The sequence below is a fragment of the Nonomuraea sp. 3N208 genome (genome assembly GCF_052245935.1).
Lineage (GTDB): Bacteria > Actinomycetota > Actinomycetes > Streptosporangiales > Streptosporangiaceae > Nonomuraea.
Window position 1 is genome coordinate 258,628 of sequence record NZ_JBQQBR010000006.1, and the last position, 14,952, is coordinate 273,579.

Genomic DNA, 14,952 nt, shown 5'->3' on the forward strand with positions numbered 1-14,952 from the left:
ATGATGGACGCACTTGACCTGGCGCGGTGGCAGTTCGGGGTGACCACCGTTTACCACTTTCTGTTCGTGCCCCTGACCATCGGTCTGGGGATCTTCGTGGCCGGCCTGCAGACGGCCTGGCACCGCACCGGGAAAGAGCACTACCTGAAGCTCACGAAGTTCTTCGGGAAGTTGTTCCTGATCAACTTCGCCATGGGCGTGGTGACCGGCATCGTGCAGGAGTTCCAGTTCGGCATGAACTGGAGTGAATACTCCACGTTCGTCGGCGACGTCTTCGGGGCGCCGCTGGCGATGGAGGCGCTGCTGGCCTTTTTCATGGAGTCCACGTTCCTGGGGCTGTGGATCTTCGGGTGGGACAAGCTGCCGAAGAAGGTGCACCTGGCGTGCATCTGGGCGGCGGCCATCGGGTCCAACCTGTCGGCGTACTTCATCCTCGCGGCCAACGCCTGGATGAAGCACCCGGTCGGCTATGAGGTCGTGGACGGCAAGGCCAGGATGACGGACCTGTGGGCGGTGCTGATGAACTCGACGGCGCTGGCTCAGGTGCCGCACGTGATCGGGGCGGCGTTCGTCGTGGCGGGCGGCTTCGTGCTGGCCGTGAGCGGCTACTGGCTGCTCAAGACGCGGGCCGACATGTGGCGCAGCGCGGCGCGGGCGGCGCTGGTGATGACCGCCATCGCGGGGGCGGTGGTCGCGGGCACCGGCGACACGTCGGCCAAGCTGATGTACGAGCAGCAGCCCATGAAGCTGGCCTCCGCGGAGGGCCTGGAGCACGACACCGCGGGCGCGGCGTTCACCGTCGCCCCGGGCATCGAGATCCCGAACATGCTCAGCTTCCTCGCCACCAACGACTTCAACGCCACCGTCCAGGGCACCGAGGACCTGCAGCGCCGCTTCGAGCAGCAGTTCGGTCCCGGCGACTACCGGCCGAACCAGACGATGGTGTTCTGGTCCTTCCGGGTGATGATCGTCTTCGGGCTGGCCACGGTGGGCCTGTCGGTGCTGGGGTTGTGGCTGACCCGCCGCAGGCGCGCTTTCCCGCGGTGGTTGTCGCGGGCGTTCCTGCTCGCGCTGCCGCTGCCACTGGCCGCGGTGATCGCCGGATGGCTGCTGAGCGAGATCGGCCGCCAGCCGTGGACGGTCGCGGGTGAGCTGCTGACCGCTTCCAGCGTGTCGCCGGGGGTGACGCTCGCCGAGGTGGCCACGTCGTTGACGATCTTCACATTGTTGTACGGGGTGCTCGCCGTGGCCGAGGCCGTGCTGCTGACCCGGCACGTACGCAAGGGCGTCGACGAGCCCGAACCCGTCACCGAGAAGCCCGAGCGGCTCGAGCCGTCGCTGATGTACTGAGGAGGGACATCAACCATGATCGATCTCTGGTTCGTCATCATCGCCTTCCTCTGGACGGGCTACTTCGCGCTGGAGGGATTCGACTTCGGCGTCGGCCTGCTGGCGCCGCTCGTCAGCAGGAACGCCGCAGAGCAGCGGCAGAGCCTGCAGACCATCGGCCCGGTCTGGGACGGCAACGAGGTATGGCTGATCACCGCGGTCGGCGCGATGTTCGCCGCGTTCCCCGCCTGGTACGCGGGCGTGTTCAGTGCGTTCTACCTCCAGGTCACGCTCATCCTGGTGGGTCTGATCGTGCGCGGCGTCGGCCTGGAGTGGCGCGGCAAGGTGAACGACCCGCGCTGGTGCGACCTGGGCATCATGGTCGGCAGCGGGCTGCCGGCGTTCTTGTGGGGCGCGGTCTTCGCCGACCTGCTGTTCGACAGCGCGCCCGCGGCCGTGCTCGGCGGCGCGTTCACGCTGGCGGTGTGCGCGCTCCACGGCGCCGTGTTCCTGACGCTCAAGACCACCGGTCCGGTACGCCGCCGCGCCCGCGTCGCGGCCCTGGCGGCGAGCGCCGTGGTGATCCCGGTGGCCGTGTTCGCGCTGTCCAATCTCGGCACGTTCCCCGCGCTGGCCGCCATGGCGGCGCTGGCCGCGGCGACCGCCCTGATCTGGCGGCGCAGGGAGGGCTGGGCGTTCGCGGCCACCGCCGCGGCGATCGTGCTGACCACGCTGGCGGTCTTCATGGAGCTGCGCGTGTCGCCGCTGCCCGGGCTGACGCTGGCCGAGGCCGCCTCCGGGCCGTACACGCTGACGATGCTGAGCTGGATCGGGCTGATCACCTTGCCGTTCGTGCTGGTCTACCAGGGGTGGACATACTGGGTGTTCAGGAAGCGCGTTCAGGTGGCCCCCATCTAAGTGGCAGGCGCGCCGCCGAGGTAGAGCTTGCCGAGGCGGGGATCGGCGGCCAGTTCACGCGCCGGGCCGGAGATGTGCACGCGGCCGAGGTCGAGCACGCAGCCGACGTCGGCCATCTCCAGGGCCCGGCGCGCGTTCTGCTCCACCAGCAGCACCGCGACGCCGGTCCGGCGCATGAGATCGATCTGGTCGAAGACCACCTGCGTGTTGCGCGGGTCGAGCCCCATCGACGGCTCGTCCAGCAGCACCACCTTCGGCTCCAGCATGAGCGCGCGGGCGAACTCGACCTGCTTCTGCTGCCCGCCGGACAGCAGCCCGGCCATGCTCCCCCACCGCTCGGCCACCACGGGGAACAGCTCCTTGACGGTCTCGATGCGGGTGTTCAGCCGGGCCTGGTCGCGGACGGTGAACCCGCCGAGCCGCACGTTCTCGGCCACGGTCATCTCACGGAACACACTGTGGCCCTGCAGCACGTGGGCGAGGCCGAGGCCGAGCAGGCGCTGCGGCGAGAGCCCCGTCACGTCCTGGCCGGCCAGCAGCACGCGGCCGGAACGGGGCGTGAGCAGGCCGCTGGCGACTTTGAGCGCGGTGGACTTGCCGGCGCCGTTCGGGCCGACGAGGCAGACGACCTCGCCGGCGCGGACGGTGACGCTCAGGCGGCGCAACACGAGCGCGGCCCTGCCGTACCCGGCTTCGACGTCTTCCAGAGACAGCACGACTTCAGACACCGAGATACGCCTCCAGCACCCGTGGGTCGTCCCTGATCACGGAGGGTGGGCCCGCGGCGATGGGCGCGCCCCGGTCGAAGACGATGACGTGGTCGCACATGCCCATCACCATGTCCATGTTGTGCTCGACGACCAGGAACGTGCGGCCCTCGGCGTTGAGGTCGCGCACGAGCGAGACGATGCGGTCGATCAGCGCCGGGTTGACGCCGCCTGCCGGCTCGTCGAGCAGCACCAGCTCCGGCTCGGCCATGAGGATGGCGGCCAGTTCCAGGAGCTTCTGCTGGCCGTAGGACAGGTCGCGGGCCTCGGCGTCCTCCAGGTGCTCGATGCCCATCCTGCGCAGCCAGTGCCGGGCCCGCTCGACCTCGCCCTTGTCGCGCAGGCCGGCCAGCAGCTCGCGCAGGCGGGTACGGCGGACGGCGACCAGCATGTTCTCCAGCACCGTCAGGCGCGGGAAGACCCGGCAGAGCTGGAAGGTGCGGCCGATGCCGGCGTGCGCGATGCGGTGCGGCGAGTGGCGGGTGATGTCGCGGTCGCGGTAGAGCACCCGGCCCGCGTCGGGCTTGATCATGCCGGTGATGAGGTTGAAGAACGTGGTCTTGCCTGAGCCGTTCGGCCCGATCAGGCCGTTGATCTTGCCCTCGAGCAGCTCCACGCTCGCGCCGTCCACGGCCAGCACGCCGCCGAACGACTTGCTCAGCCCCTCGGTCCGTAGCGAGCTCATGGCGCGACCCCCTGGAGTCGCTGCTCGGCCGTCTCGTCGGGAATGGACGGCCCGGCGCGCCTTCTGGTGAAGCGGGCGAGGATGCCGTCTGGCATGAACAGCACGACCAGCACGAGCACCAGGCCCGTCGCGGTCAGGTGGATCTGCGTCTCGCCCAGCGCGATCAGGAAATACTCCCCGGCCGGGGCCACGATGAGCGCCCCCAGTAGCGGGCCGAACAGGTGGCGCACGCCGCCGAGCAGGCTCATCAGCACCATGTACGAGCCGATGAGGATGGAGAAGACGAAGATCGGGTCGAGGCTGCCGAACCAGACCGCGTAGAGCCCGCCGGCCAGCGCCACGAACAGGGCGGACAGGGCGAACGCCGTCACCTTGTACGCCCCTGTCGGCACGCCCAGCGACTCGGCCTTGTCCTCGTCCTCCCTGATCGCTCGCAGGCCCGCGCCGAAGCGGGAGCGGGAGACGTACCACCAGCAGGCCAGCGCGATCGCGAGCAGCGCCAGGAACAGGTAGAAGAACACCATGTGCGTCTGGCCGCGGTGCAGGTCGGGGAAGGGCGAGGGGACCTGCAGGCCGGTGGAGCCGCCGGTGAGGGAGCGCCAGCCCTGCACGACGAGGTTCATCATGGACACGAGCGCGATCGACACGATCACGAACGACGCGCCGCGCACCCGGACCGCCGCGATGCCCACGACCACCGCGAACACCGTGACCAGCAGCGCCGACGCCAGCAGCGCCAGGACCCACGGGACCCCGGCCCGGACGACGAGGAGGCCGGTGCCGTACGCGCCGAGGCCGAAGAACGCCGAATGGCCGAGCGAGACGTAGCCGGTGAAACCGCCCAGGAGGTTCCAGGAGGTGGCCATGGCGGCGTACATGACGGTCAGCGCGCCCGCGTACACGAGGTAGTAGTTGGGCACCAGAAACGGATAGGCGATCGCCAGCGCGGCGACCAGCAGGGGGAGTCCTCTAGAAGCGATGCGCAAGCCGGCCTCCGAAGAACCCCTGGGGGCGCACGAGCAGGGCCAGGAAGAGGAAGACGTAGAACATCATCGTGGCCCACGTCGCGTCCACGGTGACCAGCACGAGGCCCTCGACCACACCCAGCGTGATCGCCGCCAGCGCCGCGCCGATCACGCTGCCCAGGCCACCGACGACGATGATGGCCATGAGCTTGCCGATCCACACCCAGTGCGAGGCGGGGAAGAACGGCGTGATCAACGCCAGCACCGTGCCGCCCACGGCCGCCGTGGCCAGGCCCACGCCGAAGCCGTAGCCGGCCACGCGCTCGGTATGGATGCCGACCAGCCTGGCCGCCTCCCGGTGCTGGATCGTGGCCCGCAGCGACTGCCCGAACCTGCTCTTGACCAGCACCGCGAACAGCACGACGAGAGTGATCGCGGCGACCCAGAATGCGATGATCTTGTCATACGGGAGGTGCACGCCGCCGATGGTCAGTGACCGGGTGGCGTACTCCATGCTGATCGACTTGTACGAGCCGGTGTAGAACGTGCCGAGCAGGCCCTCGATCGTCAGCGCGATGCCGAACGTCAGCAGCACCGACATCATCGCCAGGTTCTCCGGGGCCAGCCGCGCGACCAGCAGCCGCTGCACCGCCACGCCCAGCCCGAAGAACAACGGCACCGTCACCGGCAGCGCCAGGAACGGGTCGAGGCCGAACACCGTGTGCACGGTGTAGGTCAGGTACGCGGCCAGGAACAGGAACGCCGGGTGCGCCACCATGACCACCCGCATCACGCCGAAGTACAGCGACAGGCCCGAGGCGAGCAGGGCGTACAGGCCGCCCGTCAGCACGCCCAGGGCCAGTCCCTGCAGGAGCAGGCTCACCATTCCTTCTTCGGGTAGACGATGTCGGCGGTCTTGGCGCTCTCCGGCAGGACGATCTGGACCTTGCCGTCGACGTACTGCTGGATCATGTGCGCCTGCTCGGGCCTGCCCTGGTCGTCGAACGACAGCGGGCCCACGACCGTGTCGAAGGTGCCCTGCCTGATGTGGTCGGCCAGCTTGTCCTGGCATTCCTTGGTCGGGTCGACGCACTTGACCGCGGTCACGGCCGCCTCGACGATCTGGCCCACGGTGTAGCCGTTGGCGGCGTCCTCGTTGGCCTCGCCGCCGAACATCTCCTTGTACCGCTTGACCATGTCCTGGTTGCCGGTGAACGTGGCGGTCGCCGACCAGCCGACGGGCGAGATGATGTGCTCGGCCGCCCCCTTCACCGCGGTGGGGAACTCGGCCAGCGTCGGTCCCGTCGAGAACGCCGCCAGCTTGGGCTGCACCTTCAGCTCCTGCAGCGCCCGCACCAGGCCCACCGAGTCCTCGAACTGCGTGCCGCCCACGACGATGTCCGGCTTCGCGGCCGCGATCTTGGCGGCGATGGGCGCGAAGTCGGTGGTCTCCGGCGGGTAGACCTCGTCCACCACCGTCTTGATCCCGGCCGCGGCCAGCTTGTCGCGCAACCCGTACGCGGTGCCCTGCGCGAACGGGTCGTCCAGGCTCGCGTACGCCGCCGTCTTCGGCTTCTGGTCGGCCGGCAGCTTGAGTATGTAGTCGGCCAGATAGTTGTAGTGATCGCTGGCGATCGCCGGAGCCGCGTAGAACAGCCGCTTGAAGCCCTGCTCGAAGACCTCCTTGGCGGCCCCGGCCGGCTCCACGAACACCATGTTGTACGACTCCGCCACCTTCGCCGCCGGGATGACCAGCCGCGACGAGAACGGCCCGAACACCAGATTGACCTTGTCCTGGGTGATCAGCGACTCGTAGTCGGAGCTGACCCGGTTGGGGTCGGAGGCGTCGTCGCGGAAGATCAGCTCGACCTTCCTGCCCAGCAGGCCGCCCTTGGCGTTCACCTGGTCGGCCCAGACTTGGTAACCCTCCTGGATGCCCTTCCCGGGCTCGGAGAAGTCACCGGTCAACGGCAGCGAGATACCGATCTTCACCGGCCCCGTCTGCTGGCCCGGCGTCTGGGCGCCACCGGGCTCGTCGGTCTTGGCGCAGGCGGTCAGTCCTAATGTGCAGATCGAGATGATCGCCAGGCCCTTGAGAACTCTTGCCATCGAGGGAACCCCCGTTTGGAGAGGTGCCGCGTAAGCGCTTTCGGAAGCGCTTTCGGTTACGATTACACGGGATTCAGCCCCGGACAAGGGGGTTCGTATGGCACATCGGCCGCCCCGCCTCGTGGACGTCGCCAAAGCCGCAGGAGTCTCACTGGCCACCGCCTCGCGCGCCATGACGGGCAGCACCGGGGTCAGCCCTCAGCTCGCGGCCCACGTGCAGGCGGTCGCCTCCCAGGTGGGGTACGTGCCCAACAGCCATGCGCGGGCGCTGGCGGGCGGGCAGGCGTCCATGGTCGGGCTGATCGTGCACGACGTCGGGGACCCGTACTTCGGCGAGATCGCCAGGGGCGTGCTGCGCGAGACCGAGAGCCTCGGCTACCTGGCGTTGATCAGCCAGACCCAGCGTGACCCGGGCGCGGAGCTGGGCAGGATCCGGGCGCTGCGGGCCCACCGGGTGACCAGGATCGTGCTGGCGGGCTCCGGCTACATCGAGGCGGCGACCGAGACCGACATCGCCGCCGAGGTGCGCTCGTACACCGCGGCGGGCGGGCGGGTGGCCGTGATCGGGCGGCACCACCTGCCGGTGGACGCGGTGCTGCCGGACAACGCGGGCGGTGGGGTCACGCTCATGCGGCACCTGCTCGACCTGGGCCATCGCCGGCTGGGCGTGCTGGGCGGCCCGGCCAACCTGACCACCGTGGAGGACCGGCTGGCGGGGCTGCGCACGGCGTTCGACGTGGCCGGGCTGGACTGGCGCTCGGTCCCGGTCGTGCACGGGGACTTCACCAGGGAGGGCGGCGCGGCGGCGACCGCGCAGCTGATGCGGGCGCGCCCAGACCTGACGGCGGTGGTGGCGTTGAACGACCCGATGGCGGTCGGTGCGCTGTCGTGGTTGCTGAACCACGGGCGCAGGGTGCCGGAGGAGATCTCGGTGGCCGGGTTCGACGACGTGCCGGTGGCGCGCGACGTCTACCCGGGGCTCACGACGATCAGGCTGCCCATGGTGGGGATGGGCAAGGAGGCCTTCGAGCTGGTGCTCAAGCCGCCCGCCTCGCGCCCGCGCCGCCGCCGTACCCGTCACGAGCTGGTCATCCGCGCCTCCACCGCCCCACCCCCACCCTGACCGGCCGTCGTCCTCACAGCGGCCGCCGCCCCCTTGACAGACCTTTCCCCCGGGATACGATCCGCTCGAAGGTCACGTAAGCGCTTTCGGAAGCGCTTACGCCCGGCGAGAGGATGCCCGGATGTCAGCCCTTCGCACTCTCACCCTCGCGGCCGCACTCGCCCTGGCCGCCCCCGCACTCCCACTGCCCGCCCAAGCCGCCACCGTCCAGGACTGCGCACTCGGCCACGCCCGCGTGAAGCATGTGGACGCCGGCCACAATTGGGCGCCCGTGACCCCTGCCAAGTGGCAGTTCCCAGGCGACCAGGTCATACTCGCCGAGGCCGGGGTCGCCCGCCCGGGACCGCGGCGCCCCTTCGAGTACGCGGTGCTCAAGGCCGGGCCCGAGTTCGCCTCCGCACGCATTGACGCCAAGGTCCGCCTGGACACGCCGACCAGCGTCAGCAACCGCGACGTGATCATCGTGTTCGGCTACCGGTCGGACACCGAGTTCTACTACGTGCACCTTTCGCAGGACAACACCATCTACCCGCACAACGGGATCTTCGTCGTCAACAACGCCGACCGCCTGCGTATCGACGACCAGTGGAACGGCCAGGTCGGCGCGCCGCCCGCGGTGACGGACACCGAATGGCACCGCGTCCGCGTCACGCACTGCACGGACACCGGCCGCATCTCGGTCTATGTGGACGGCGCCGAGACGCCGCTGATGACGGCCACCGACCGCACGTTCACCTCCGGCCGGGTCGGCTTCGGCTCGTTCGACAACATCGGCAGGATGCGCGACATGACCGTCAAGGGCACTCCGGCCCGCGACGGCACCGCGCCCGTTGAGCAGTAAACCCGCGAATCGACACCCCTTGGTGGTGAGGCATGCCCAGAACCCTCCGAGGCCTGCTCGCCGTGCTGCTGGTGACCGCGTTATGCGCGTCGCCGGCGGCCGCGCAGGCGGAGCCGACTCCGATCGACGACCCCATCCCCGAGAAGCCCACCGCGTCCGGCCTCACGCTGACGCTCGAGGAATTCGCCTCGTTCCCGAAGACGGACACGATGCCGCCGCCGACCGACCAGCGCCTCGTCCGCTGGGCCAGGATCAACTACCTGGGTGAGCTCCCCGACGGCTCACGCCGCCTGTACGTCAACGACCTCAACGGCAAGCTCTACTTCCTGGACAAGAGCGGGGGCCGGCCGCGGGAGTACCTCGACGTCGGCGCCACGTTCGCGCCCGACTTCATCTCGGGACGAGGCCTCGGCAGTGGCTTCGGCTTCGCCGCCTTCCATCCGGAATTCGGCAGGAACGGCAAGTTCTACACCGTCCACACCGAGTGGGGTGACGCGCTCACCACCAAGACCCCCGACCTGCCGCCCCAGCCGGGCGTCAGGTTCCACGGCGTGATCAACGAGTGGACGGCGACGGACCCGAAGGCCGGCACGTTCACGGGCACCCGCAGGGAGGTGCTGAGGCTCGGCTTCTCCGGCCAGATCCACGGCATCCAGCAGATCGACTTCAACCCGGCCGCCCGCCCCGGTGACAAGGACTACGGCCTGCTCTACCTCGCCGCCGGCGACGGCGGCCGCGGCGTCAGCAGCGACGACCCGCAGAACCTCGCCGTGCCGTACGGCAAGATCCTGCGCATCGACCCGTCCGGCACGAACGGCGCCAACGGCCGGTACGGCATCCCCGCCGACAACCCGTTCACCGGCCAGCCCGGGGCGCTCGGCGAGATCTACGCCTACGGCATGCGTGACCCGCACCGCTTCAGCTGGGACTCGCAGGCCGGCAACCGGCTGTTCCTGGGCCACATCGGCGAGCACGCCATCGAGGCCATCTACGACGTCGGCTCCGGCGACAACCTGGGCTGGAGCGAGCGCGAAGGGCCGTTCCTGTTCAACAAGGCCGACCGCTGCCACCTCTACACGCTGCCCGACAACGACGTCGAGCTCGGTTACACGTACCCGGTGGCGGCCTACGACCACGACCCGCCGCCCGGTCACTCCTGCACGAGCGACAGCGGCCACGCGGTCGTCGGCGGGTTCGTCTACCGCGGACTCAAGCTGCCGCTGCTCCACGGGAAATACCTGTTCGGCGACATCGTGGACGGTCAGGTCTTCTTCACGATCGCCGCGCAGATGAGGGAGCAGACCGGCCGCCGGGCCACCATCTACAAGCCGCGGCTGGTGGACACCGCCGGCAAGCAGGTCACCATGCAGGACCTGGCCGGCCACACCCGGGTGGACCTGCGTTTCGGCCGAGACGCCGCCGGCGAGCTGTACGTGTTGTCGAAGGCCAACGGCAAGATCTGGAAGATCACCAAGGCCGGGTGGACGCCGCCCGACGTCCTGCCGAGCCTGCGTGACGACCTGGTGGCGGCGTACGACTTCGAGCACCCGGTGGCCGGCGACCCGGCCAAGGAGCGGGACCAGGGCCTGTCGGGCACGAACATCACGCTCGTCAACGGCGGCGCCGCCATGCGCGTGGCCGACCGCGCCTACCGGGGCAGCACGTACGCGCTCCAGACCCGCCAGGTCGAGCCCGCCACGGCAGGCAACGACGACTGGAAGGCCGGGATCTACGGCGAGAACGGCGTGCCGACCCTGCGGGCGTTCAACGCCGTCCAAGGCGTGACCATCATGGGCTGGTTCAAGATGCAGGGCACGGGCCCGGCGCCCAACTCCAACACCGCCGACCCGGCCGACTTCTTCAATGCGATCGGCCTGGCCGGGGTGCTGAGCGGCAACTCGCAAGGCCACGACGTCAGGGCGCTCCTGGAGTTGATCGCCGTGAACGGCGAGCTGCGCGTGGTGGCGCTGGCCCGCCGCGTGGACGGCAGCAGCTCGCAGACCTTCGCCGCCGGCCAGCCGTGGCAGGAGATCCTGCCGCGGGACCAGTGGGTGTTCCTCGCCGCGACGTTCGACTTCGACACCGCGACGATGAAGCTCTACCGGAACGGCCGCCCGCTCGACGGCTTCTCCACCGTCGCCGGCGACCCGTGGGGCGTCGAAGGGGATCCCGAGCCCGACGTCACCTCGGCCACCGACCCGCGCGGCATCAAGATCGGTGGCAGCTACCCGCAGAACACCAGGGAGCAGAACCCGTGCGCCTGCCGCATGGACGGGTTGATGTTCCTGGACCGGGTGGTGTCCCCGGGTGAGGTAAGAGCCCAGTACGAGCTGATGCGTTAGCCCACGACCCGCATCATCTTGGTCCTGTGGTCGGTCGTGTGCAGGTCGCCGCCCAGCCGCTCTTTGAGCCGGCCGAGCACCTGCCTGCTCGACAGCACCGCCCACAACCTGCCGACAAGATGCGGGTCGTCCGTGGGGACGGAGTCCATCCAGCGGTCCTTGCCCACCTTGGTCCTGAACGTGGTCACGAAGAACGCGCCGTCCGGGGTCCTGCAGTACCCGGTGCGGATCTCGGCGGCGTTGACCTGCATGCGGGGCTTGCAGCCGACCTTGGCGGAGAGCTGCTCGACCGTGAGCGGGGTCTTATCGGCCTTTCCGCCGGCGGCGACAGGGCCGCCGCCGCTGCCGCTGCCAGGGGAGCAGGCGGCGACCAGCCCGGCCAGCAGCACGAGGGCGGCCGGACGCGCGAACGTCGTCATGTGCGCACCCAACGGGTCACTTGGGCGTCTGTGAGACCCGGTGGTCGGTCAGGTGCAGGTCGCCGTTGAGCGTGGGCTTGAGGACCTCCAACACCTCGAGCGGGCCCAGAACAGTCCAGCGGGGGCCCACCAGATGCGGGTTGTACTCGGGCGCCCGGTCCATCCACTCGTCCTTGAGCTTCTCGGTCTTGAAGGTGTTGACGAAGAACTCGCCTTCCTTGGTCTTGCAGTACGCCGTACGGATTTCATCGGCGTCGACCTGCATCTTCGGCTTGCAGCCCACCTTGGCGGAGAGTTGCTCGACGGTTAGGGGGGCGGCGTTGGCCTGCGCATTTCCCGCTGCTCCGTAGTCACTGTTCTTCCCGACGTACTGGGAACAGCCAGTGACCAGCCCGGCCAGCAGCGCGAAAGCGGCCAGACGTGGAAATGTCGTCATGTGCGGAGGTACGCAGGGCCTGCCACCCCGGTTCAGCGACCTGCCGCCTCGGTTCAGCTCAGGACGACACAACCGCGGGCGGCCAGTCGCCGCAGCACCTCGGGATCGCCGTCGAGCTTGTTCCACCGCAGATCGAGCTTCTCCAGCGCGGGCAAGTCGGCCAGGGACTCGGGCAGCTCGCGCAGCCGGTTGTTCCGCAGGTCGAGGTGGGAGAGCTTGGGCGGCATCGTGTCCGGCAGCTCGCGCAGGTTGTTGTTCCGCAGGTCCAGCACGCGGAGCTCGCTGAGCCCGGCGACCTCGGCGGGCAGCCGGATCAGCCGGTTGCCCTGCAGGTGCAACTCCCGCAACCGCGCCAGGCCACCGATCGTGCCGGGGAGCTCCTCCAGCCGATTGTTGTAGAGCCGCAGCTCCACCAGCGAGGCCATGCCGCCGATCGCGTCGGGCAGGCAGGTGAGCCGGTTGTCGGTCAGGTTGAGGTAGGCGAGCCGGTCCAGCCGTCCGATCGACTCGGGCACCCGCGTGAACAGGTTGTCGCTGAGGTAGAGGTAGTCGGTGAGCGGCAGGTCGCCGAGCTCGGGCGGGATCTCGGTGAGCCGATTGTGGCCCAGGTCGAGCAAGCGGAGGCGGGTCAGGCCGCCGATGGCCGCGGGGATCTCGGTGAGCGCGTTCTCTGCCAGGTTGAGCGATTCGAGTCCGGTCAGTTTCCAGAGGGAGCCCGGCACGTCGGTCAGGCCGTTCCCGCCGATCGCGAGGTGGCGGAGCGCGGGGGGCAGCCGGTCGGGCAGGGCGCCGATGCGGTTGCCGTACAGGAAGAGTGTCTCCAGCCGCGGTGGGCAGGCCGGGAAGGTCGTCAGCTCGTTGCCGTCGAGGTGCAGCGTGCGCAGGGCGGTGAGCCGGGAGAGATCGGGCAAGCGGCGCAGACCATTGCCGTCAAGCCGCAACTCCTCCAGCGCGGCCAGCCCCGCCACGCGGTCGGGTACCTCGGCGATCGCGTTCCAGGCCAGGTCGATCAGCCGGACGTCGTCCGGGACCTGCGGGAAGGCGGCCAGTCCGGCACCGGGTGCGCGCATGGCGTCGATCATCCCAGACGGGCGGCACGGAATGAGGCGTGGTTGCGTGCGGTGGCGATGAAGTCCGCATGGTCAACTGCGTCCATCGTCCCCCGTAGGCTCCATCCGCACGTCGTCGAGCGGGCCGTCTGGCAGGTGTTGCCCTTATCCGGGCTGGTCGTGCTGCTTAGAGTGTTCGGCATGAAAGTGGCGGGCAGTGCCGTGATCGGCGTTCAGCGGAATCAAGTGTGGGCGGCGCTCCAGGACCCGGCGGTGCTGGTGCGCACCATTCCGGGGTGCGAGCGCCTGGAGGAGTGCGGACCGGACACCTACCGAATGACGGTCAACGCGGGGGTTGCGTCCATCAAGGGCGTCTATCAGGGCGAAGTCGCGTTGGCGGATCCGCTGGCGCCCGAGAGCTTCACGCTCAAGGCGCGTGGGCAGGGGGCGCCGGGGACAGTGGACGCCACCGTCCAAGTACGGCTGAGCGAGATCGACGGGGGGACCCGGGTCGACTACGACGCCGACGCCGTGATCGGCGGGACGATCGGCGGGGTCGGGCAGCGCATGCTCGGCTCTGTGGCCAAGCGGACGGCGGGCGAGTTCTTCGCCGCCGTGGAGGAACATTTGTGCGCGCCGGCAGTTCCCGCTCCCGGCCTGGCCTCCGATGCGGACAGGGCCGCCGTCCCGGCGAGCGCTGTGCCAGGTGCGCTGGCGGGCGAGCGCACCGGTGCGGTCGGCGAGGCCGGTGCCGTCGGGGCAGTCTACGAGCGGCCACCCAAGCGGCACACCGAGACGCGGCCGTGGGTGATGCTGGCGTCGTTCGGCATGGGGGCGGGCATCGCGCTCACGAGTGTCGCGATCGGCTGGGTCCTCGGCCGCGCCTCCCGCCGCCGCTCCTGAGCGCCGGGACAGGTGGCGCTCAGCGTTGCGTCGCTTGGCGAGGCGGGCGGTGCTCGGCGGGGCGCTGGGCCGTCACAGTGCCGGTGATGGCCGGTGGGGCAGCCGGGGCTCTCGCGGAAAAGGATCTCCCGGCGTAGCGTGGCGGGTATGCGGCAGGCACACGCGGAGGACGCACGGACAGAAGCCAGGCGAATCGTACGCAACCTGCTCGGCGAGGAGCGTCCCACCGCCGAGACCCTGATCGGTGACGTGCGCCCCGTGCTCGGGGACGAGCGGACCGACCGCACGCTCGAACTGGCCCTCGGCGCCTCGCTCACCAGGCGCTCCGCCGAGCTGGCCGCCCTCGCCGCGCTGCTGGTCGGCACCCGCGAGCTGGGCGCGGACTGGTGGGCACGGCCCAGGGGCGGCAAGTTGCCGCCGCCGGACGAGGTGGTGCGCACGGCCGTCGCGATCGAGCCGTGGACCGACCTGACCGCGCTGGAGATGCTGGCCGCCTGGATCTCCGACGACGCCGCCGACCAGCTGTGGGGCCAGCCCTCCGCCCAGGTGGATCTCAATTCCTGGCAGGCCGAGGACCGGTTCGACCTGCCGCCGGGCGTCAAGCCGGGGCAGCGGCTGGTGGTGCACTTCGACGCCGGAGGGCGGCTCGACGCGGTCGTCACCCGGCGGGCCGACGAGGACCTCGGGTCCAATCTCGACTTCCACTCCCTGCGGTACTCGCGGCCCGCCGAGGCGCAGTGGAGCTGGGGGGTGGCGGCCGGTCTCGGCCCGCACTCCCTGCCGGGGGACAACCCCGACCCGTACGCCCGCGAGGCGCCTGCCGCCGCCGTGGGCATCCTGCGTGCCTGGGCCCTGCGTCACGGCGCCTCCCGCGAGCAGCTCGGCGAGCGCTGGCAGACGGTCGGCGACGTGGTGGCCGCCATCGAGCGGGTCGACTGGATGTGGCGCAGCGGCGAGTGGTTCGGGTGGTGGCGCGGCGCGTCGGCGCTCGTGGACGACTCGGCCTACCTGCCGTACCGGCTGGAGGAGCTGGCCGCGGGTTGACGGGCCGGAATCGCACCGTTCC

At 70.0% G+C, this 14,952-nt stretch carries 15 protein-coding genes; 7 read left to right on the top strand and 8 right to left on the bottom strand.

Features of this window, described 5'->3' with window-relative positions:
- Positions 1-3 precede the first annotated feature (3 nt).
- Complete coding sequence (locus tag ACTWPT_RS11190; protein WP_443177351.1) at positions 4-1,350, top strand: cytochrome ubiquinol oxidase subunit I; 1,347 nt, start codon at positions 4-6, stop codon at positions 1,348-1,350.
- 15 nt (positions 1,351-1,365) lie between these two features.
- Positions 1,366-2,247, top strand: coding sequence for a cytochrome d ubiquinol oxidase subunit II (gene cydB / locus ACTWPT_RS11195; RefSeq protein WP_443177214.1), 882 nt, complete (start codon positions 1,366-1,368; stop codon positions 2,245-2,247).
- Here cydB and ACTWPT_RS11200 read toward each other — a convergent pair.
- The 5 genes from ACTWPT_RS11200 to ACTWPT_RS11220 are packed head-to-tail and all read right to left on the bottom strand — an operon-like array spanning position 2,244 to position 6,773.
- Positions 2,244-2,975, bottom strand: a complete 732-nt coding sequence (locus tag ACTWPT_RS11200; protein ID WP_443177215.1) for an ABC transporter ATP-binding protein — start codon at positions 2,973-2,975, stop codon at positions 2,244-2,246. The two genes, cydB and ACTWPT_RS11200, sit on opposite strands and share 4 nt — an antisense overlap.
- Positions 2,968-3,699 carry an ABC transporter ATP-binding protein gene (locus ACTWPT_RS11205; RefSeq protein ID WP_443177216.1) on the bottom strand — a complete coding sequence of 244 codons (732 nt, stop codon included), beginning with the start codon at positions 3,697-3,699 and terminating at the stop codon, positions 2,968-2,970. Before ACTWPT_RS11205 ends, ACTWPT_RS11200 begins: the two co-directional genes overlap by 8 nt.
- Entirely contained in the window at positions 3,696-4,685 is a 990-nt protein-coding gene (locus ACTWPT_RS11210) for a branched-chain amino acid ABC transporter permease (RefSeq protein WP_443177217.1), read from the bottom strand. Before ACTWPT_RS11210 ends, ACTWPT_RS11205 begins: the two co-directional genes overlap by 4 nt.
- A complete protein-coding gene (locus tag ACTWPT_RS11215; RefSeq protein ID WP_443177218.1) occupies positions 4,669-5,547 on the bottom strand; it encodes a branched-chain amino acid ABC transporter permease in 879 nt (292 codons plus the stop codon). The genes ACTWPT_RS11210 and ACTWPT_RS11215 overlap by 17 nt, the downstream gene beginning before the upstream one ends.
- Positions 5,544-6,773 carry an amino acid ABC transporter substrate-binding protein gene (locus ACTWPT_RS11220; RefSeq protein WP_443177219.1) on the bottom strand — a complete coding sequence of 410 codons (1,230 nt, stop codon included), beginning with the start codon at positions 6,771-6,773 and terminating at the stop codon, positions 5,544-5,546. The genes ACTWPT_RS11215 and ACTWPT_RS11220 overlap by 4 nt, the downstream gene beginning before the upstream one ends.
- 97 nt (positions 6,774-6,870) lie before the next feature.
- On the opposite strand from ACTWPT_RS11220, the gene ACTWPT_RS11225 reads away from it, so the two are divergent.
- From ACTWPT_RS11225 to ACTWPT_RS11235, 3 genes are all read left to right on the top strand, one after another.
- Positions 6,871-7,896, top strand: coding sequence for a LacI family DNA-binding transcriptional regulator (locus ACTWPT_RS11225; protein WP_443177220.1), 1,026 nt, complete (start codon positions 6,871-6,873; stop codon positions 7,894-7,896).
- A 121-nt stretch (positions 7,897-8,017) separates the two neighbouring features.
- A complete protein-coding gene (locus ACTWPT_RS11230; protein WP_443177221.1) occupies positions 8,018-8,737 on the top strand; it encodes a hypothetical protein in 720 nt (239 codons plus the stop codon).
- Between the two features lie 32 nt (positions 8,738-8,769).
- Entirely contained in the window at positions 8,770-11,079 is a 2,310-nt protein-coding gene (locus ACTWPT_RS11235) for a PQQ-dependent sugar dehydrogenase (protein ID WP_443177222.1), read from the top strand.
- Here ACTWPT_RS11235 and ACTWPT_RS11240 read toward each other — a convergent pair.
- From ACTWPT_RS11240 to ACTWPT_RS11250, 3 genes are read right to left on the bottom strand one after another with little or no spacing between them, the layout of a single operon-like run.
- Complete coding sequence (locus ACTWPT_RS11240; protein ID WP_443177223.1) at positions 11,076-11,498, bottom strand: hypothetical protein; 423 nt, start codon at positions 11,496-11,498, stop codon at positions 11,076-11,078. The genes ACTWPT_RS11235 and ACTWPT_RS11240 overlap by 4 nt on opposite strands.
- A 16-nt stretch (positions 11,499-11,514) precedes the next feature.
- A complete protein-coding gene (locus tag ACTWPT_RS11245) occupies positions 11,515-11,934 on the bottom strand; it encodes a hypothetical protein (RefSeq protein WP_443177224.1) in 420 nt (139 codons plus the stop codon).
- A gap of 53 nt (positions 11,935-11,987) precedes the next feature.
- On the bottom strand, positions 11,988-13,004 hold the full coding sequence (locus ACTWPT_RS11250; protein WP_443177225.1) for a leucine-rich repeat domain-containing protein: 1,017 nt from the start codon (positions 13,002-13,004) through the stop codon (positions 11,988-11,990).
- Positions 13,005-13,184: 180 nt separating this feature from the next.
- Here ACTWPT_RS11250 and ACTWPT_RS11255 point away from each other — a divergent pair, with 180 nt between their 5' ends.
- The gene (locus ACTWPT_RS11255; protein WP_443177226.1) at positions 13,185-13,886 is read left to right on the top strand and encodes an SRPBCC family protein; all 702 of its coding nucleotides are present in this window, start codon (positions 13,185-13,187) and stop codon (positions 13,884-13,886) included.
- A 147-nt stretch (positions 13,887-14,033) separates the two neighbouring features.
- A complete protein-coding gene (locus ACTWPT_RS11260; RefSeq protein ID WP_443177227.1) occupies positions 14,034-14,930 on the top strand; it encodes a hypothetical protein in 897 nt (298 codons plus the stop codon).
- Positions 14,931-14,952: the final 22 nt, after the last annotated feature.

Bases quoted from the DNA above. Each gene is read 5' to 3' on its own strand.
- ACTWPT_RS11190 (WP_443177351.1), top strand. From the start codon at position 4: ATGGACGCACTTGACCTGGCGCGGTGGCAGTTCGGGGTGACCACCGTT.
- cydB (WP_443177214.1), top strand. From the start codon at position 1,366: ATGATCGATCTCTGGTTCGTCATCATCGCCTTCCTCTGGACGGGCTAC.
- ACTWPT_RS11205 (WP_443177216.1), bottom strand. From the start codon at position 3,699: ATGAGCTCGCTACGGACCGAGGGGCTGAGCAAGTCGTTCGGCGGCGTG.
- ACTWPT_RS11220 (WP_443177219.1), bottom strand. From the start codon at position 6,773: ATGGCAAGAGTTCTCAAGGGCCTGGCGATCATCTCGATCTGCACATTA.
- ACTWPT_RS11225 (WP_443177220.1), top strand. From the start codon at position 6,871: ATGGCACATCGGCCGCCCCGCCTCGTGGACGTCGCCAAAGCCGCAGGA.
- ACTWPT_RS11230 (WP_443177221.1), top strand. From the start codon at position 8,018: ATGTCAGCCCTTCGCACTCTCACCCTCGCGGCCGCACTCGCCCTGGCC.
- ACTWPT_RS11235 (WP_443177222.1), top strand. From the start codon at position 8,770: ATGCCCAGAACCCTCCGAGGCCTGCTCGCCGTGCTGCTGGTGACCGCG.
- ACTWPT_RS11240 (WP_443177223.1), bottom strand. From the start codon at position 11,498: ATGACGACGTTCGCGCGTCCGGCCGCCCTCGTGCTGCTGGCCGGGCTG.
- ACTWPT_RS11245 (WP_443177224.1), bottom strand. From the start codon at position 11,934: ATGACGACATTTCCACGTCTGGCCGCTTTCGCGCTGCTGGCCGGGCTG.
- ACTWPT_RS11250 (WP_443177225.1), bottom strand. From the start codon at position 13,004: ATGCGCGCACCCGGTGCCGGACTGGCCGCCTTCCCGCAGGTCCCGGAC.
- ACTWPT_RS11255 (WP_443177226.1), top strand. From the start codon at position 13,185: ATGAAAGTGGCGGGCAGTGCCGTGATCGGCGTTCAGCGGAATCAAGTG.
- ACTWPT_RS11260 (WP_443177227.1), top strand. From the start codon at position 14,034: ATGCGGCAGGCACACGCGGAGGACGCACGGACAGAAGCCAGGCGAATC.